Source organism: Achromobacter sp. GQ309 (assembly GCF_059759315.1).
The window spans coordinates 978625-998320 of the sequence record NZ_JCAXDP010000001.1 but is presented as its reverse complement, the minus strand read 5'-3'; the positions used below and the strand labels follow the sequence as shown (position 1 = coordinate 998320).

Genomic DNA, 19696 nt, shown 5'->3' with positions numbered 1-19696 from the left:
TCGGCTCCTAAGACAGTGGATCAGCGCGGACGGACGAGTTGCCAGGCCCGGCCCAGGTAGCCGATCGACGCAAAGCCGCTCCAGACGTGCACCAGGCGGGTGAACGGGAAGATCACGAACAGCGTGAGACCCATGAACAGGTGCGCCTTGAAGAGCAGCGGCACGCCGGCGATGTAGCTGGCGGCGTCGCCCTGGAACGTGACGATGTGCTGCGCCCAGGTCATCAGGTGCACCATCATTTCGCCGTCCATGTGGCCGGCCGACAGCACGATCGTGGACAGGCCCAGCAGCAGGGTCACCAGGATCCAGAGCAGCAGGATCTTGTCGCCCGGCCGCGTGGCGTGTGCAATGCGCGGATCGGTCAGGCGGCGGTGGATCAGGATCAGGAGGCCGATCAGGCACAGCCCGCCCATCACGCCGCCGGCCACCATGGCGACCATCTGCTTGAGCGAGTGCGAAACGCCCAGCGTGTCCCACACGATGACCGGAGTCAGCAGGCCGGCCAGATGCCCGAAGAACAGGCCGATGATGCCGATGTGGAAGAGGATGTTGCCCAGCCGCAACTGGCCTCGGTGCAGCAGTTGCGAGCTGTCGGACTTCCAGGTGTATTGCTCGCGTTCAAAGCGCGCCAGGCTGCCGAGCAGGAAGATGGTCAGCGCGATGTACGGATAGATGCCGAAAAGAAACTGATTCAGGGAGTTCATGATGCGTCGTCCTGAGCATTAATGAGTCGCGGCGGAACGGGGATGGAAGTGCACGGGCTGTGCGCCGCCTCCCGAGAACGGCCGTAGCAGCGGTTCCACGCCGTCCGGGCCGGCCCCGAAGGCCTCCATCGCCTCGTCCATGTCGCGCACGGGCGCCTCGGTCTGCACGCGTGGAATCACGCGGGACTGGGCGCGCAGCACGGCAAAGATGCAGGCATAGGAGCTTTCGCTCTTGGCCAGGCGCGCGCCAATGGCTGCCAGCACGTGGATGGCTTCGTCCAGCAGTTCCTGGGCCGTGTCGGGGTCGATGACGCCCAGGAATTCCAGGAACAGCGGCACGTGATCCGGCAGTTCGGACACGACGGGTTCGAAACCGTGCTGGCGGTAGGTCTCCAGCAAGTCCACCATGGCCTGGCCGCGGTCGCGGCTTTCGCCGTGCACGTGTTCGAACAGGTGCAGGGAATGCGAGCGGTTGCGGTCAAAGGTGGCGACGTAGTTCTCTTGCAGGGGAATCAGGTCGTTCGAGGCCAGGTAGCTCACCAGGGGCTGCAGGGTCTCTTCGGCGTCCGGATAGGCCGCGAGGGCCTCTTCCAGTTCGCCCAGGTAGTCCAGCAGCTCCGGCTCGGGGTAGCACAGCATGGCGGAAAGCAGTCGGTACAGGCTCATGATGTTTTCCTTTCCTTAAGCCGAAACGGCCTTCTTGCGCGACTTGGGCATCTCGATGAAGATTTCGCTGCCCTGGGGCTTGCGACCGAACAGAGTGCCTTCCGACACCCCGCCCGAGCAGCCGTTGCCAAACGTGAAGCCGCAGCTTCCCTTCTCGTTGAAGCTGTCCTCGACCACTTCCTTGTGGCTGCTGGGCACGACGAAGCGGTCTTCGTAGTTGGCGATGGCCATGATGCGGTACATGTCCTGCACCGTTTCCTCGGTCAGGCCTACCTGGTCCAGCAGGGCCGTGTCGCGTTCGCCGTGAACGGTCTCGGACCGCTTGAACGCGCGCATGGCCAGCATGCGTTCCAGCGCTTGCAGCACCGGCGCTTCCTTGCCGGCGGTCAGCAGGTTGGCCAGGTAGCGCACGGGGATGCGCAGCGTGGACACATCGGGGATCATGCCGCTCTTGCCGACGGTGCGCTGGGGCATCTTGCCCGATTCAGCGGCCGTCTGGATGGGCGACAGCGGCGGGATGTACCAGACCATGGGCAGCGTGCGGTATTCCGGGTGCAGCGGGAAAGCGACCTTCCATTCGACGGCCATCTTGTAGACGGGCGAATTGCGCGCGGCTTCCAGCCACGATTCCGGGATGCCCTGCTCGCGGGCCGCGGCGATCACCTCGGGCGAGTGCGGGTCCAGGAACAGGTCGAGCTGCGACTGGTAGAGGTCTTGCTCGTTCGCGGTGGATGCGGCGTTCTCGATCTGGTCGGCGTCGTACAGCAGCACGCCCAGGTAGCGGATGCGGCCCACGCAGGTTTCCGAGCACACGGTCGGCTGGCCGGCCTCGATGCGCGGGTAGCAGAACGTGCACTTCTCGGCCTTGCCGCTGTTCCAGTTGTAGTAGATCTTCTTGTACGGGCAGCCCGAGATGCACATGCGCCAGCCGCGGCACTTGTCCTGGTCGACCAGGACGATGCCGTCGTCTTCACGCTTGTAGATGGAGCCGGACGGGCAGCTGGCGACACAGGCCGGGTTCAGGCAGTGTTCGCACAGGCGCGGCAGGTACATCATGAAGGTGTTCTCGAAGGTCGAGTACATCTCCTTCTGCACGCCTTCAAACAGGGCGTCGCGGCTGCGCGAGCTGAATTCGCCGCCCAGGTCGTCTTCCCAGTTGGGGCCCCAATGGATCTTGTCCATCTTCTTGCCCGTCAGCACCGACACCGGACGCGCGGTGGGCGGCGTCTGCGACAGCGGCGCGTTCTTCAGATGCTCGTAGTCGTAGGTGAACGGCTCGTAGTAGTCGTCGATGGCGGGCAGGTTCGGGTTGGCGAACAGGTTGGCCAGGATGCGCAGCTTGCCGCCTTGACGCGGTTCCAGCTTGCCGGCGGCCGTGCGGCTCCAGCCGCCCTTCCACTTTTCCTGGTTTTCCCATTCCTTCGGATAGCCAATGCCGGGCTTGGTTTCCACGTTGTTGAACCAGGCATACTCGACACCGTCGCGGCTGGTCCAGACGTTCTTGCAGGTGACCGAGCAAGTGTGGCAGCCAATGCACTTGTCCAGGTTCAGCACCATGCCGATTTGGGCGCGTATCCTCATGATTGCTTCTCTTCTTGTTGCAGTTCTTCGACGAGCGGGCCTTCCAGCCAGTCCACCTTCTTCATCTTGCGCACGACCACGAATTCGTCGCGGTTGGCGCCCACGGTGCCGTAGTAGTTGAAACCGTAGGCCTGCTGGGCGTAGCCGCCGATCATGTGCGTGGGCTTGAGCACCGTGCGCGTGACCGAGTTGTGGATGCCGCCGCGCTTGCCGCTGGTTTCAGCGCCCGGCACGTTCACGATCTTTTCCTGGGCGTGGTACATCAGGCACATGCCGACCGGCACGCGCTGGCTCACGACCACCCGGGCGGTCAGCGTGCCGTTGACGTTGAAGACTTCGACCCAGTCGTTGTCGACCAGACCGGCCTGCTTGGCCTCGGCTTCGGACACCCACACGTGGGGGCCGCCGCGGCTCAGGGTCAGCATGCGCAGGTTGTCCGAATAAGTGCTGTGGATGCCCCACTTCTGGTGCGGCGTGATCCAGTTCAGCACCAGTTCCTTTTCGCCGTTGGGGTACTTGCCCAGCATGGGCGCAACCGTCTTGGTGTCGATGGCGGGCTTGTACACGCACGAGCCTTCGCCAAAGTCCAGCATCCAGCGGTGATCCTGGTAGAACTGCTGGCGGCCCGTCAGGGTGCGCCATGGGATCAGTTCATGGACGTTGGTATAGCCGGCGTTGTAGCTGACCTCTTCGCTTTCCAGGCCAGACCAGGTGGGCGCCGAAATGATCTTGCGCGGCTGCGCCTGGATGTCGCGGAAGCGGATCTTGTCGTGCTCGCGGCCGACGGCAAGGTGCGTGTGGTCGCGTCCGGTGATCTTGCCCAGCGCTTCCCACGCCTTGACCGACACGTGGCCGTTGGTTTCCGGTGCGAAGGTCAGGATCATTTCAGCGGCGTCGATGGCCGTGTCCAGACGCGGACGGCCCTGGCTGACGCCGGCTTCGGTGACGCTGTCGTTGATGCCGGCCAGCTCGTGGACCTCGTGCTGCGTGTTCCAGTTGATGCCCTTGCCGCCGTTGCCCAGCTTGTCCAGCAACGGACCCACCGACGTGAACTTGCGGTAGATGTCGTTGTAATCGCGTTCAACCACCGTCATGGACGGCGCGGTCTTGCCGGGGATCAGGTCGCATTCGCCCAGCTTCCAGTCCTTGGGTTCGAAGGCCTGGCCGAGTTCTCCCGGGGTGTCGTGCATCAGCGGGGTCAGCACCAGATCGCGGCGCTTGCCGAGGTACGGACCGCCGATGTCGGTGAACTTCTTGGCGAGCAGCTTGTAGATTTCCCAGTCGGTCTTGCTTTCCCAGAGCGGCTGCACGGCTTCGCTGAGCGGGTGGATGAACGGGTGCATGTCGGACGTGTTGAGGTCGTCCTTTTCGTACCAGGTGGCCGTGGGCAGCACGATGTCGCCGTACAGGCACGTGGTGCTCATGCGGAAGTCCAGCACCGTAAGCAGGTCCAGCTTGCCTTCGGCCGCGTCTTCCTCGTAGGTGACTTCGGTGGGCTTGATGGCATCGCCTTCATCGCCGAACACCGCGTTCTGCGTGCCCAGCAGGTACTTCAGGAAATATTCGTGGCCCTTGCCGCTGGAGCCGAGAATGTTGGAGCGCCACACGAACATGTTGCGCGGGAAGTTGGCGGGATCGTCCGGGTTTTCGCAGGACATGCGAAGGTCGCCCGACTTCATCTGTTCGACCGCGTGGGCGATGGGATCCTTGCCCAGGCTGTCGGCCTGCGCCACCACGTCCAGCGGATTGGTGCGCAGCTGCGGCGCCGACGGCAGCCAGCCCATGCGCTCGGCGCGGGCGTTCAGGTCGATCATGCTGAGTTCGCCGTACTTGGCGCGGTCGGCGGTGGGGCCGAGCACTTCCTGCACGTTCAGCTTTTCATGGCGCCATTGGCTGGTGTGGGCGTAGAAGAACGAGGTGCCGTTCATCTGGCGCGGCGGGCGGACCCAGTCCGCGGCGAACGCCAGGGGCGCCCAGCCGAACTGCGGACGCAGCTTTTCCTGGCCGACATAGTGCGCCCAGCCGCCGCCGCTCTTGCCGACGCAACCGCACATCATCAGCATGTTGATGATGCCGCGGTAGATCATGTCCATGTGGTACCAGTGGTTCAGGCCGGCGCCGACGATGACCATGGACTTGCCTTCGGTGTCGTGCGCGTTCTGGGCGAATTCGCGCGCCACCTGGATGACCTGCGCGCGCGGCACGCTGGTGTGCTTTTCCTGCCAGGCGGGCGTGTAGGGAACGTCGTCGTCGTACGAAGTTGCGACGTTGCCGCCGCCCAGGCCGCGATCGAGGCCGTAGTTGGCCATTTGCAGGTCATACACCGTGGCGACCAGCGCCTCGGTGCCGTCGGCCAGGCGGATGCGGCGGGCGGGCACGTTGCGCACGAGGAGTTCGTCGTGTTCGCTGCCGAAGTACGGGAAGCCCACGCCGACCACGTCGTCCGACTGGCCCAGGAGGGTCAGCGTCGGGACGATTTCGCGGCCCGAACCGCCATCCTTGGATTCGAGGTTCCAGCGGCCAACCTTTTCACCGTCGTTGACGGCGCCCTCGCCCCAGCGGAAACCGATGCTGCCATTGGGCGCGACCAGATCGCCGGTGGACTCGTCCAGGACCAGCGTCTTCCAGTCGGGGTTGTTCTGTTCGCCGAGCGCGTTGTTGAGCTGCGAGGCGCGCAGGAAGTGGTCAGGGGCGTAAAAGCCGTCGCGTTCCTTGAGCTGCACCAGCATCGGCATGTCGGTGTAGCGGCGCACGTAGTCCGTGAAGTAGGCCGACTTGCCCGAGAGGTGGAATTCCTTGAGGATGACGTGGCCCATGGCCATGGCGAGCGCGGCGTCGGTGCCCTGCTTGGGCGCCAGCCAGATGTCGCCGAACTTGACCATTTCGCCGAAGTCGCTGGACACGGCCACGGTCTTGGTGCCCTTGTAGCGGACTTCGGTGTAGAAGTGCGCGTCGGGGGTGCGCGTTTGGGGGACGTTCGAGCCCCAGACCATCAGGTAGGTAGAGTTGTACCAGTCGGCCGATTCGGGCACGTCGGTTTGTTCGCCCCAGATCTGGGGGCTGGCGGGGGGAAGATCGCAGTACCAGTCGTAGAAGCTGAGGCAGGCGCCGCCCAGCAGGCTCAGGTAACGGGCGCCGGCGGCGTAGCTGACCATCGACATGGCGGGAATCGGCGAGAAGCCGATCACGCGGTCGGGACCGTACTTCTTGATGGTGAGCGCGTTGGCGGCAGCAATGATTTCGGTGGCGGTGTCCCAATCGGCGCGGACAAAGCCTCCCAGGCCGCGCACCGACTTGTAGCGCTTGGCGCGCTTGGGATCCTGGCTGATCCATTCCCAGGCGGCGATGGGATCCATGGTCTTGCGGGCTTCGCGCCACATTTCGATCAGGCGGCCGCGGATCATGGGGTACTTCACGCGTTGCGCCGAGTACACATACCAGCTGTACGAGGCGCCGCGCGGACAGCCACGCGGCTCATGATTGGGCAGATCGGGACGGGTGCGGGGGTAGTCGGTCTGCTGGGTTTCCCAGGTGATCAGGCCGTTCTTGACATAAACCTTCCAGGAGCAGGAGCCGGTGCAGTTCACGCCGTGGGTGGAACGCACCACCTTGTCGTGCTGCCAGCGGGCGCGGTACGCGTTTTCCCACTTGCGGTCCTCGTTGACGGTTTCGCCGTGACCGTTCGCGAAGGTGGACTTCACCCGCGACATGAACTTCAACCGGTCCAGAAAATGACTCATTGTGTTTCTCCAAGAACGCCGGCCTGGCCGGCGCGTACTGCGATCAATGCTGTTGAAGCAACTTTAGGACTGGGCTGTCTGGCGGACCATTCGCCGGTGGCACAACCCGGGTTCGGCAGAGTGACTAGTTATCCGCGTAGACCGAACTAGTCGCGCGCCGCCGGCCACACCGCGCGCAAAGCACGGACCGGCCGGCGTATCGGGCAGATCAGCACGGCACGGGCGCATTGCGGCGCGCGTAGAACCACCAGGTGATCAGCATGCAGGTGGCGTAGAAGCCGATGAAGCAAACCAGCGCGGTCTGGACGCTGCCGGTCATGTCGAGCGACGTGCCGAAGCTGCGCGGGATGAAAAAGCCGCCGTAGGCCCCGATGGCGCCGGAAAAACCCAGCACGGCGGCCGATTCCTTGGCCGCTTCCGTCATTGCCTGCTTTTGCGCGGCCGGGCCCTTGCCCTGCGCGGCCTGCGTGCGCTCACGCAGGAAGATCACGGGGATCATGCGGAACGTCGAACCGTTGCCCAGGCCGGTCAGCGCGAACAGCACGATGAACATGGCGAGGAACCCGTTGAAGTCGCCCAGGCGGCCTTCGCCAGGCAGGAACACCATGACGCCCGCCACCGCGGCGATCATGGCCGCGAAGGTGAAGAGCGTGACCCGGGCGCCGCCCAGCTTGTCGGAGATCCAGCCGCCCACGGGACGCGTCAGCGATCCGACCAGCGGTCCCAGGAAGGCGTATGCCATGGGATTGACCGTGGGGAACAGCGTCTTGGTCAGCATGGCGAAGCCCGCCGAGAAGCCGATGAACGACCCGAACGTGCCCACGTACAGCCAGCACATCAGCCAGTTGTGCTTGCGCTTGAAGATGACGGCCTGATCGGCGAACGAGGCGCGCGCGTCGGCGATGTCGTTCATGCCGAACCACGCGGCGATGGACGCCAGCGCGATGGGGATCACCCAGATGAAGCCCGCGTTCTGCAGCCACAGGTGCTGCTGGGTGCCATTGGCGTTGATGACCTGGGGATCGCCCCCGGCGACGCCGAAGACGCCCATCGTGATGACAACCGGCACCACGAACTGCACCAGCGACACGCCCAGGTTGCCGATGCCGGCATTCAGGCCCGTGGCCAGGCCCTTCTTTTCCTTGGGAAAGAAGAAGCTGATGTTGGCCATGCTGGAGCTGAAGTTGCCGCCGCCCAGGCCGCACAGCAGCGCCAGGATCAGGAGCGTGGGGAACGAGGTGGTCGGGTCGCGCAGCGCGAAGCCCATGCCCAGCGCCGGAATCAGCAGCGAGGCGGTGGAGATGGCTGTCCATTTGCGCCCGCCGAAGACGGGCACGAGGAACGAGTAGAAGATGCGCAGCGTGGCGCCCGACAGCGCGGGCAGCGCCGTCAGCCAGAACAACTGGTTCTTGGACAGCATGAAGCCGGCGCGGTCCAGGTTGACCACGACCACGCTCCACAGCATCCAGATGCTGAACGCCAGCATCAGCGCCGGGATCGAGATCCACAGATTGCGGTTGGCGACGCGCGCGCCGGTCTGTTTCCAGAAGCCGGGATTATCCGGCTCCCAGCGCGCAAGGACTTGAGTGGACATGAGGTTCTCTCAGGATGGTGGGTGGGTCAGGCGGCTTGCTGCCGCGCGATGGCCGCGCTTTCGGGCCGGAAACTGAAGTGCATGAAGATGAGCGAGACGCAGACCGTGCCGTACAGCAGCATGAAGGCGCTGGAGCGGATGCCGGTCAGGTCGAGCAGGACGCCGAACATGATGGGAAGAATGAAGCCGCCCAGGCCGCCGGCCAGCCCGACGATGCCGGACACGGCGCCGATGTTGTCGCTGAACTCGTCAGAAATGAACTTGAAGACGGAGGCCTTGCCGATCGCCATGGCGATGCCGACGATGAACAGCAGGATGGTGAAGGTGACCGGACCGAGCGCGATGCCGAAGGAACGCGGGCCGCCGGCGGTCATGACGGTGAATTCGGTTTGCGGGTAGCTCAGCAGGAAGAACGCGACCCAGCACACCCACATCACCCACCACGTGGTCTTGTAGGCGCCGTAGCGGTCGGAGATCCAGCCGCCGACCGCGCGCAGCACGCCGCCGGGCAGCGAGAAACATGCGGCCAACAGCGCGGCCAGCTTCATGTCGAAGCCGTATTCGCCGATGTAGTACTTGGTCATCCACAGCGCCAGGGCAACGTAGCCGCCGAACACGACCGAGTAGTACTGGCAATAGCGCCAGACGCGCGGGTCCTTCAGCATGGCGAACTGGGCCGACAAGGATGCGCCGCCTGCAACGCGGTGCGAGGGATCGGACGACGAGAACATCCAGAACAGGATCGCGGTGACCAGCAGCGCCACGGCGTACACCTGCGGCACGATGACCCAGGATCCGGCGGCCGCGGCGATCAGTGCGGGCGCGACGAATTTGGTGATGGCCGAACCCGAGTTGCCGGCGCCAAAGACGCCCATGGCCAGGCCCTGCTTGTTGCGCGGGAACCAGCGCGCCACGTAGGGCGTACCCACCGAGAACGAGCCGCCGGTCAGGCCGACGAACAGCGCCAGCACCAGGAACTGCCAGTATTCCGTGGCGTACGACAGCAGCCAGATCGGCACCACTGCCAGCAGCATCAGCACGAAGAACACGGGACGGCCGCCGTAGCGGTCGGTCCAGATGCCCAGCGGCACGCGCACAAGGGAACCGGTCAGGACCGGCATGGCGGCCAGCAGGCCGAATTGCGTTTCAGACAGGCCGAGCTGGGTTTTTATGGGAATGCCCAGCACGGCGAAGATCATCCACACCGCGAAACAGATGGTGAAGGCAAACGTACTGGATATCAGGACCCGCATCGGCGCGCCGGCCGAGAATTGATGTGCTGCCATGGTTGGTCTCGCTTTTTGCTGACAAATGCGTATGTGGGTAGCCTAAGGAGGCCACCCTTCACTCACCATTCCCCAGCCGACCAAAGGGCCATTTCCGAAGTGCCTAGTCATGCGGGTGTTCCGGACAGCCTTGCGCTGGATCAAGCAGGCAAGTCGCGCCCGGATGCCGCCAGCAGTAATATGTATTTCAAATACACGTTCAAACCCGCAACGCGGCGCACCCTGCGCGCACTGGCTACATCATGAGCACCCTGCTTTCCATTGAAGAACCCGCAAAGAAGCCGCGCCCCGCACCGCCCGAATGGCGCGCTTTCACCGAAATGGGATTTCGCCCGCTATACCTGGCGGGCTGTTTTTGGGGCCTGTTCTCCGTGCTGCTGTGGGTGCATGCGCCGGCGCGCCTGACCGGCGTGCTGAATGGCATGTTCTGGCACGCGCATGAAATGCTGTGGGGCTTTGTCGCCACCATTGCCGTGGGGTTTCTGCTGACGGCGGGCGCCAACTGGACGGGCAAGAATCCGCTGCGCGGCAACCCGCTGGCGGCCCTGTGCGGGTTATGGATCGTCGCGCGGGTGGGCTATCTGGTGCCGGGCCGCCCGGCATTCGCCGTTGCGGCGGCTGCCGATCTGCTCTTCTTTCTATGGGCGGCTGGGGCGCTGGGACGCGCCGTCGCGGTGACACGCAACCAGCGCAACTATGGCGTTCCCTTGCTGCTGCTGGCGCTCGGCGCGACCAACGGGCTGTATCTGTGGGCGACGGTACAGGGCGATTACGTCACGCTGATGCGCTTTTTCAACGCCGGACTGCTGTCGATGGCCCTGCTAACGTTGCTGATCGCCCGGCGGGTCATGCCCTTCTTCGCCAAGCGCGCCGTCGCGGGCCTGGACATCCCTCCCCATACCAAGAGCGGCCATTGGCAGCTTGGGTTCGGCGTCATTGCCATCGCCTGCCTGCTGGCCGGGGTGCAGCAAGTGGCCGCGGCGGCGTTGGCGGCCAGCGGCGTGATCGCGCTGGTGCAGTGGGTGTCCTGGAAGCCGTGGGCCGTGCGGCGCGTGCCGCTTCTGTGGATTCTCTATGCCGGGTATCTGGGCCTGGGCATCGGGCTGCTGGTCGGCGCGGCGCAATTGGCGGGCTTCGTCGTCCGGCAGGCGTGGCCGGCGCACGTGATTGGCGTGGCAGGGTTCTCCGTGCTGATCCTGGGCATGGTGACGCGCACCGCGCTGGGCCACCTTGGCCGGCCGCTGCACACGGACCGCAGCATGGTCGTGAGCTACGCGCTGATGATCCTGGCGGCATTGCTACGGCTGGCGGCGCTGTTGCCGACCGCCGCGACGCTGGGCTTGCTGCATGCGTCCGCCACCGCGTGGGCGCTGGCGCTGGGACTGTACCTGTGGCGGTTCTTCCCGATGATGATCCGGCCGCGCGCGGATGCGGCGGCCAAGCAGGCCGCGCCGGTCATGCGGGTGATGCCGGTGTCGCGGCCGAAAGGCTGAGACGCGTCAGGACCGATCTTCGCGCCGCTCCATCGCGGCCACTTCCCGGCGCATCGCCTTGATCCACGCCTTGAGCAGGGATTCATCCGAGAACTGCATGATCTCGTGCTCCAGTTCCTGGATGTACTCCTGAATGTCCTTGATGTCGTCGTCCAGTTCGCCCATTACCGTATCGGGATCGAACGTGGCGAACACGTCCAGTTCGTAGCGCAGCTTGAAGCCTTCTTCCGCGAACTGAAGCTGGCTCAGCACTTCATCGAGTTGGGCGGCGAGCACCGTGTTGGTCTCTTGCAGCCGATCGTCCGGGATGTCGGCAACGGCCTGGACCTCGGTACGCAGGGCGGGATTCTGGGCGGACTGGGCCTGGCGCGCGCGCTCGGCCTCTTGCAAGGCCTGCCACGCGACGTCGTTCGTCACGGCCGGAATCTTGACGACGCGCGCGTACTCCAGCAGTTCTTCCGCGTCCTCGTCGTCATACTGGTCCTGGATGATCTGCAGCAACTGCATGGGCGACATCGAGGCCAGATCGGCAACGTCCAGATCCAGCGCATCGGCCAGTTCCTGGCCCGCGCTTTCCGTCAGTTCGGCCAGGTTGGCGTCGTAATCCGACCCGCGGTGCTTCTTGTAAAGCGTCTTGAGACGCGCGGTGTCGCAACCGGCAGGCAGCTCGCTCTTGGTTGCCAGGACCAGCAGTTCTTCCGAAAACTCCGTGACCAGTTCGGAAACGAATTCGCGCTCGGCCTTGGACAGGCCCATTTCCTTGTACGCATGATCAAAGCACAGCACCAGCTTGTAACGAAGCTGGTTGAGCTTTTCTTCGAGGGGCCGCAGCGTCTCGGTGTATTTGCGCTGGTAATCGGCTTCGATCGACTGCCACTGCGCCAAGCGGTCGCGTTCGGACGCCAGCCGTTCCTGCAGGCGCTCGAATAATTCCCGCTGACTTTCGAAGGATTCTTTGCTCATGACCCACTCCTCTTGCAAACCGGGGTATTGAAAACAGCCGCCACTCTAAACGATACGCGCAAACCCTTCTGGAAAATCAGCGTCAATAACGCTAATCATTATTATTAATATAGAATCTCGGCTGTCCGCTATCCCTTGCCCGGCAGCCCTGATGTCCCTGCGCTTCCTTGCGGGCCCTACCCCCTCACGCAAACGCCTGATCCTGATCGCGGCCGCCCTGGCGCTGGCCCTGCTGATCGGTGCGGCGGTCTGGCTGGCGGGCAATAAAGGCCCGGCCGCCCCTCCTCCCCCCAACTATGGGAAGCTTCCCGTCGCAGTGAGCGTCGCCGCCGCGCGCACTGGCCCGCTGCAGCGGGACCTGCATGCGTTGGGCACCATCACGCCGCTGGCTCAGGTGACCGTGCGCAGCCAGGTCGATGGCCAGTTGGTGAGGCTGCACTACACCGAAGGCCAGGCGGTCTCGCAGGGTCAGTTGCTTGCCGAAATAGACCCGCGCCCCTTCCAGGCTGCGCTGGCGTCCGCCGAAGGCGAGCTGGCGCAAACGCAGGCGCTGCTGGACAACGCCGAAGCGGACCTGCGCCGCTATCGGAAGCTGGCGCGGCAGGAGGCCGTGGCCGGGCAGCAGCTCGATACCGCCGAGGCGCAGGTGCGGATGTACACCGCGCAGCGCCAGAAGAACCAGGCGCAGGTCGCCGACGCCCGCCGCCTGCTCAGTCTTACGCGTATCGTGGCGCCCAACGCCGGCCGCGTGGGCTTGCGGCGCGTGGATGCCGGCAACCACGTGCGCACGACAGACGCAGACGGGCTGACCACGCTGGTGCAGATGGCGCCCACGTCGGCCCTGTTCAGCATCTCGGAGACCCGCCTGGACATCCTGCGTCAGGCGCAGGCGAAGACGCCCGTGTTGCGCGTGCAGGCCTGGGACGCCGACGAGCGCCGCATTCTGGCCGAAGGCACGCTCGAAGCGCTGGACAACCGCATCCAGGCGGCCAGCGGCACGGTGCGGCTGCGCGCGCGCTTCGACAATGCCGACGAGTCGTTGTTTCCCAACCAGTTCGTGAACATCCGGCTGGCCGTCGTGCAGCAGGATGATGTCGTGACCATACCCACCGCCGCCGTGCAGTTCGGTTCTGAAGGATCGTTCGTCTTCGTCATCGGCGACGACAATCGCGCCACCCGCCGCGTGCTGGAACTGGGTCCGGCCAACGCGGGTCGCATCGTCGTGCTGGCGGGCCTGGCCGAGGACGAGCGCGTCGTGGTCGAGGGCGTGGACCGGCTGCATGACGGACGCGATGTGCAGATCGTGGAGCAGCACGATCAGGACAAGGAGCCCGCATGAGCCTGTCACGCCCCTTCATCTTGCGCCCGGTCGCCACATCGTTCCTGATGATCGCCCTGCTGTTGTCGGGCATCCTGGCGTGGCGCCTGCTGCCCGTGGCCGCATTGCCTCAGGTCGACTATCCCATCATCCAGGTCACCACGCAGTATCCGGGCGCCAGTCCCAACGTGACGGCGCGCGCGGTCACCGCACCGCTGGAGCGGCGCTTCGGGCAGATACCGGGCTTAAAGCAGATGTCGTCCACCAGCGGCAGCGGCATCTCGGTCATCACGCTGCAGTTTGCGCTGGACGTGCCGCTGGGCGTGGCCGAACAGGAGGTGCAGGCAGCCATCAGCGCCAGCGATTCGCTCCTGCCGAACGATCTGCCCACCCCGCCCGTCTACCGCAAGGTCAACCCCGCGGACGTGCCGATCCTGACGCTGGCCGTCACGTCGGATTCCCTGCCGCTGCCCAAGGTCTACGATCTGGTGGATACGCGGATGACGCAGCGGCTGTCGCAGCTCTCGGGCGTGGGCATGGTCAGCCTGGCGGGCGGGCAGCGCCCCGCCGTGCGCGTGCAGGTCAACCCGATGGCGCTGGCCGCGCGCGGCCTGCAGTTGTCGCACGTGCAGGAGGCGATTGCCAAGGCCAACTCCAATCAGCCTAAAGGCAGCTTTGATGGCCCCGTGCGGTCCGTCATCATGGACGCCAATGATCAATTGCAGAGCGCCGAGGAATACCGCGACCTGATCGTCGCCTGGAAGAATGGCGCGCCGGTGCGGCTGGGTCAGATCGCAACGGTGGAGGACGGCGCCGAAGACCGCTATCTGGCCGCGTGGGTGGACAAGCAGCCCGCGGTGCTGGTGAATATCCAGCGCCAACCGGGCGCCAACGTCATTGCGGTGGCGGACCAGGTCAAGGCGCTGCTGCCGCAACTGACGGCCAGCCTGCCCGCCGCCGTGCAGGTACGCATCCTGACCGATCGGACAGAGAGCATCCGCGCCTCGGTGCGCGGCGTGCAATGGGAGCTGGCCTTCGCCGTGGGGCTGGTCGTCCTGGTGACCTTTCTGTTCCTCCGCAACCTGCCCGCCACGCTGATCCCCAGCCTGGCCGTGCCGCTGTCCCTGATCGGCACGTTCGGCTTCATGTACCTGGCCGGTTTCTCCACCAACAACCTGACGCTGATGGCACTGACCATAGGCGCAGGTTTCGTGGTGGACGACGCCATCGTCATGCTGGAGAACATTGCGCGCTACCGCGAACAAGGCCACAGCCCGATGGCGGCCGCGCTCAAGGGCGCGGGGCAGATCGGCTTCACGCTGGTGTCGCTGACGCTGTCGCTGATCGCGGTGCTGATTCCGCTGCTGTTCATGGAAGACGTGGTGGGCCGGTTGTTCCGCGAGTTCGCCATTACGTTGGCCGTCGCCATCCTGATCTCGCTGGCGGTTTCGCTGACGCTGACGCCCATGATGTGCGCGCGCCTGCTGCCGGCGCACGAGCCGTCGCGCCCCGGGTTGCTGGACCGCCTGCAAGTGCGCTACGCCGGCTGGCTGGACGTGACCCTGCGCCACCAGCGGCTGACGCTGCTGGCGATGCTGGCGACCGTGGTGCTGACCGGCCTGCTGTATCTGGCGGTGCCCAAGGGCTTCTTTCCAGCGCAGGACGGCGGCGTCCTGCAAGGCGTGACGCAGTCCGCGCAGAGCACGTCGTTTGACGCCATGTCGCGTCGTCAGCAGGCGGTCGCGGAAAGCCTGCTGGCAGATCCCGACGTCGCCACCCTGTCGTCCTTCATCGGCATCGACGGCATGAACGCCACGCTGAACACGGGGCGTCTGTTGATCAATCTGAAGCCCTGGAACGAACGCAGCGCGCCGCTGGCGGACATCATGGCGCGGCTGGACGCGCGGGCGCGCGAGGTGAACGGCATCTCGCTTTACCTGCAACCTGTGCAGGAACTGAACATCGAAGACCGCGTCAGCCGCGGGCAATATCAGTTCAGCCTGACTTCGCCCGACAGCGCCCTGCTGACGCGCTGGACTACGGCGCTGATGCAGCGGCTTGCGCAGGCGCCCCAGCTTGCCGACGTGTCTTCCGACTTGCAGGGCGGCGGGCGCCAGGCCTATCTGGAAGTCTCGCGCGACGCCGCCGCGCGTCTGGGCGTCACGATGGACGACGTGGCACAGGCCCTGTACAACGCATTCGGCCAGCGTCAGGTCGCCACGCTGTTCACGCAATCCAACCAGTACCGTGTAGTGCTGGAGGTGGACCGGACAATGGCGACCAGCCCCGAGGCGCTGGAGCGCGTTCATCTGCAGACGGAAAACGGGCAGGCCATTCCGCTGTCCGCACTGGCCACGGTCAGTGAACGCGCCGCACCGCTGGCGGTGAATCACCTGTCGCAGTTCCCCGCGGTGAATCTGTCTTTCAACCTGCCGCCGGGCGGTTCGCTGGGCGAAGCCATCGCTGCCATCGAAGCGGCCAAGCAGGAAATCGGCATGCCCGAAAGCGTCGAGCTGCGGCTGCAAGGCGCGGCGTCGGCGTTCGAGGCGTCGCTGTCCAACACGTTGTGGCTGATGCTGGCCGCGGTGGTGACCATGTACCTGGTGCTGGGCATGCTGTACGAAAGCGCCATCCACCCGGTCACCATCCTGTCCACCCTGCCCTCGGCCACGGTCGGCGCGCTGCTGGCGCTGCTGATCACCGGCCGGCCGCTGGACCTGATTGCCGTGATCGGCATCATTCTGCTGATCGGGCTGGTCAAGAAGAACGGCATCATGATGGTCGACTTTGCGCTGGAGGCTGAGCGCACGCGCGGTCTGGACCCGCAAGCCGCCATCCGCGAGGCCGCGCTGCTGCGCCTGCGCCCCATCCTGATGACGACGCTGGCCGCACTGTTTGGCGCGCTGCCGTTGATGCTGGCGACCGGCTCCGGCGCCGAACTGCGCCAGCCGCTGGGCTGGGTCATGGTTGGCGGGCTGCTGGTCAGCCAGGTGCTGACGCTGTTCACCACGCCGGCCGTGTACCTGTTCTTTCACCGGCTGGGCCACCGCCGCGCTGATGCCGCACCCGCGCCCAACGCCGAAGGCCCGGTGAAATGATCCGGGCGTTGCTGCACCGGCCGGTCGCCTGCATTTTTCTGGCGCTGGCGCTGACGCTGCTGGGCGCGGTGGCGTGGCGCCTGCTGCCAGTGGCGCCGTTGCCGCAGGTGGATTTTCCGACCATCGAAGTGCGCGCCGATCTGCCCGGCGCCAGCCCCGAAAGCATGGCCAGCACAGTCGCCGCGCCGCTGGAACGGGCGCTGGGCAGCATTGCGGGCGTCAGCTCGATGAGCTCGTCCAGCAACCAGGGTTCGACCCGCGTGCAGCTCCAGTTTGAACTGGATCGCAACATCGACGAGGCCGCCCGCGACGTGCAGGCCGCCATCAACGCCGCACGCGCCGAACTGCCCGCCGGCATGCCGGGCAATCCCAGCTATCGCAAGGTCAATCCGTCGCAGGCGCCCATCATGGCGCTGGCGCTCAGTTCCGCCACGCGGCCAGCTGGTCAGCTTTACGACTTGGGTTCCACCGTGCTGGCGCAGAAGCTCTCGCAGATCAGCGGCGTGGGCGAGGTGACGATGGGCGGCAGTTCACTGCCGGCCGTGCGGGTCCAGGTCAATCCCAACGCGCTGGCGCACTACGGCGTGGCGCTGGACGACGTGCGCGAGGCAATTTCGAACGCCGCTCCGATGGGCCCGCAAGGGCAGCTCGATTCGGCCGGCCAGCGCTGGGAGGTCGGCACCCCCGAGCAGCCGCGCCGCGCGCAGGACTACGAGAGTCTCATCGTGCGCTACCAGGATGGCGCCGTGATCCGGCTGTCGCAGGTGGCGCGCGTCAGCGATTCGGTCGAAAACCGCTACAGCAGCGGCTTTCACAACCGCAATCCGGCGGTGGTGTTGACCATCAGCCGGCAGCCGGGCTCTAACATCATCGAAACCATCGACGCCATCAACCAGGCCCTCCCGGGCCTGCGCCAGTTGATGCCCGCCGACGTGGACCTGACCGTCGCACTGGACCGCTCGCCGGGCATCAAGGCGACGCTGCGCGAAGCGCATATCACCCTGGCGCTGGCCGCCGGGCTGGTCATCCTGGTGGTGTGGCTGTTTCTGGGCAATGCGCGTGCCGCCGCGATCCCCAGCGTGGCGATTCCGGTCTGCCTGATCGCCACCTTTGCCGTCATGTACGCGTGGGGCTTTTCGCTGAACAACCTGTCGCTCATGGCGCTGATCGTCGCCGCCGGGCTCGTGGTGGATGACGCCATCGTCGTGCTGGAAAACATCTCGCGCCATCTGGAGCGCGGTCTCACGCCGGCCAAGGCCGCGCTGCGCGGCGTGCGCGAGGTGGGCTTTACGCTGGTGGCCATGACCGTGGCGCTGAGCGTCGTGTTCGTGTCGATCCTGTTCATGGGCGGTCTGGTGGAGCGGCTGTTCCGCGAATTTTCGATCACGCTGGTGGCCGCCACCGTCATCTCGCTGGTCGTGTCGGTGGCCATCATTCCGGCGCTGTGCGCGCGCTGGCTGCGGCCTGTCAGCCATGTTGCGGCCAAGCCCTCGCGGATACAGGCGGTGTTTGCCCGCATCCACGACTGGTATGGCGTGTCGCTGGCGCGCGTGCTTGGCCACGCGCGCCTGACGTTGCTGCTGCTGGCCGGCGTCGTCGGGCTGAACGTCTACCTGTATGTCCAGGCGCCCAAGGGATTTTTGCCGGTGCAGGACACCGGCCAGCTCATGGGCTTCGTGCGCGGCGACGACGGGTTCTCGTTTCAGGTCATGCAGCCCAAGATCGACCAGTACCGGCAACTTGTCCTCAAGCACCCGGCCGTCGACGACGTCATCGGCTACAACGGCGGCGGCCTGGGCATCAGCAATTCGCTGTTCCTCATCCGCTTGAAACCCGCCGCCGAACGCGAGGCGTCGTCCCCCGAGGTCATCAACTGGATGCGCACGAACGCGCCGGCGGTGCCGGGCGGCATGTTCTTCCTGAACGTGGACCAGGACCTGCGCATGCCCGGCGGCTTCGGCAATTCCGGCGACCATGAACTGGCCATCATGGCCAGCGACGTGCCGGCGCTGCGGGAATGGTCGCGCAAGATCTCCAAGGCGATGCAGGAGATCCCCGAGCTGCGCGACGTCGACGCGCAAGGCGACGGCGCGACGCAGCAGGTCGTGATCGACATCGACCGCAGCGCGGCGCAGCGGCTGGGCGTCGACATGGACACCATCAGCAGCGTGCTGAGCAATTCGTTCAGCCAGCGGCAGGTCGCGACGCTGTACGACGCGATGAACCAGTATCGCGTCGTGCTGGAACTGGACCCGCGCTACACCGAAGACCCGGAAGTCCTGGAACAGGTGCACGTCGTGGCCGCCGATGGCAACCGCGTTCCGCTGACCGCGTTTGCCACCTACGACAACGGGCTGGTCAACGACCGGGTGTTTCACGATGGCCTGTTTGCCGCGGTGTGGGTCGGTTTCTCGCTGGCGCCCGGTGTGTCGCTGGAACAGGGGTTGGCCGCCATTGACGCGGCAACGGCCAAGCTGATGGTGCCGTCTTACATCCAGACCCGCCTGGGCGGCGATGCACGCAACTTCCAGCAGAGCCTGCAGGACCAGCCCTGGCTGATCCTGGGGGTCCTGGTCGCCATCTACCTGGTGCTGGGCATCCTGTACGAAAGCGCGCTGCATCCGCTGACCATCCTGTCCACGCTGCCGTCGGCCGGCGTCGGGGCGCTGCTGGCGCTGCGGCTGGCCGGCATCGAGTTCACGCTGATCGCGCTGCTGGGGCTGTTCCTGCTGGTGGGCATCGTCATGAAGAACGCCATCCTCATGATCGACTTCGCCCTGAGTCTGGAGCGGCGCGAGAACCTGACGCCCGAGCAGGCCATCCACCGCGCCGCCATGCTGCGCCTGCGGCCCATCGTCATGACAAACCTGGCGGGTCTTCTGGGCGCCCTGCCCTTGGTGCTTGGAATGGGCGAAGGGTCGGAATTGCGCCGCCCGCTGGGTGTCGCCATTGTCGGCGGGTTGATGATCAGCCAGTTCCTGACGCTGTATACGACGCCGATCGTGTATCTGGCGCTGGAGCGGTTGCGCCGCCTGGGCTGGCGCCGCCGCACCGCCTGACCGGCGCGGCCTGCCGGGCCGCCCCCCGTATCTTCCCGCTAGCCGGAAAATAAAAAGCTCAATAGAATCGGTTGGCACGCTGACGCAAACCGCCCGATCCGGTCCGGCGCTTTTTCGCGCCGCCGGGAACGCGACTGCTGCCCGCGATGCCGGCGCGACCACACAACACGTTGTCGCTGCCGAGCTTTCCGGCG

At 65.5% G+C, this 19696-nt stretch carries 11 protein-coding genes; 4 read left to right on the top strand and 7 right to left on the bottom strand.

All coding sequences use genetic code 11. The annotated features are described in order from the left end of the window. Window positions 1-20: 20 nt before the first annotated feature. The 6 genes from narI to AC6CIE_RS04570 form a co-directional block, all read right to left on the bottom strand. Entirely contained in the window at window positions 21-704 is a 684-nt protein-coding gene (narI, locus tag AC6CIE_RS04595) for a respiratory nitrate reductase subunit gamma (RefSeq protein ID WP_175183639.1), read from the bottom strand. 18 nt (window positions 705-722) lie between these two features. Beyond that, window positions 723-1370: a nitrate reductase molybdenum cofactor assembly chaperone gene (narJ, locus tag AC6CIE_RS04590; protein ID WP_175121298.1), complete on the bottom strand. Its 648-nt coding sequence runs from the start codon at window positions 1368-1370 to the stop codon at window positions 723-725. Window positions 1371-1385: 15 nt separating this feature from the next. Beyond that, a complete protein-coding gene (narH, locus tag AC6CIE_RS04585) occupies window positions 1386-2951 on the bottom strand; it encodes a nitrate reductase subunit beta (RefSeq protein WP_175121297.1) in 1566 nt (521 codons plus the stop codon). After that, a complete protein-coding gene (locus AC6CIE_RS04580) occupies window positions 2948-6691 on the bottom strand; it encodes a nitrate reductase subunit alpha (RefSeq protein ID WP_498091362.1) in 3744 nt (1247 codons plus the stop codon). The genes narH and AC6CIE_RS04580 overlap by 4 nt, the downstream gene beginning before the upstream one ends. 208 nt (window positions 6692-6899) lie before the next feature. Next, window positions 6900-8285 (bottom strand): NarK family nitrate/nitrite MFS transporter, encoded by a 1386-nt coding sequence (locus AC6CIE_RS04575; RefSeq protein WP_498091361.1) that lies wholly within the window; start codon window positions 8283-8285, stop codon window positions 6900-6902. 26 nt (window positions 8286-8311) lie between these two features. After that, the gene (locus tag AC6CIE_RS04570; protein WP_367352321.1) at window positions 8312-9571 is read right to left on the bottom strand and encodes an MFS transporter; all 1260 of its coding nucleotides are present in this window, start codon (window positions 9569-9571) and stop codon (window positions 8312-8314) included. Window positions 9572-9813: 242 nt separating this feature from the next. Here AC6CIE_RS04570 and AC6CIE_RS04565 point away from each other — a divergent pair, with 242 nt between their 5' ends. After that, window positions 9814-11064 (top strand): NnrS family protein, encoded by a 1251-nt coding sequence (locus tag AC6CIE_RS04565; RefSeq protein WP_498091359.1) that lies wholly within the window; start codon window positions 9814-9816, stop codon window positions 11062-11064. Between the two features lie 6 nt (window positions 11065-11070). Here the strand turns inward: AC6CIE_RS04565 and AC6CIE_RS04560 are convergent, their stop codons facing one another. Continuing rightward, entirely contained in the window at window positions 11071-12027 is a 957-nt protein-coding gene (locus AC6CIE_RS04560) for a molecular chaperone DnaJ (RefSeq protein ID WP_218344100.1), read from the bottom strand. Window positions 12028-12178: 151 nt separating this feature from the next. Here AC6CIE_RS04560 and AC6CIE_RS04555 point away from each other — a divergent pair, with 151 nt between their 5' ends. Genes AC6CIE_RS04555 through AC6CIE_RS04545 form a run of 3 tightly spaced genes read left to right on the top strand, consistent with a single transcriptional unit; the run spans window position 12179 to window position 19502 of the window. Further along, the gene (locus AC6CIE_RS04555; protein WP_498091357.1) at window positions 12179-13366 is read left to right on the top strand and encodes an efflux RND transporter periplasmic adaptor subunit; all 1188 of its coding nucleotides are present in this window, start codon (window positions 12179-12181) and stop codon (window positions 13364-13366) included. Then, window positions 13363-16443, top strand: coding sequence for a multidrug efflux RND transporter permease subunit (locus AC6CIE_RS04550; protein WP_498091356.1), 3081 nt, complete (start codon window positions 13363-13365; stop codon window positions 16441-16443). Before AC6CIE_RS04555 ends, AC6CIE_RS04550 begins: the two co-directional genes overlap by 4 nt. After that, window positions 16440-19502, top strand: a complete 3063-nt coding sequence (locus AC6CIE_RS04545) for an efflux RND transporter permease subunit (RefSeq protein ID WP_498091354.1) — start codon at window positions 16440-16442, stop codon at window positions 19500-19502. The genes AC6CIE_RS04550 and AC6CIE_RS04545 overlap by 4 nt, the downstream gene beginning before the upstream one ends. Window positions 19503-19696: the final 194 nt, after the last annotated feature.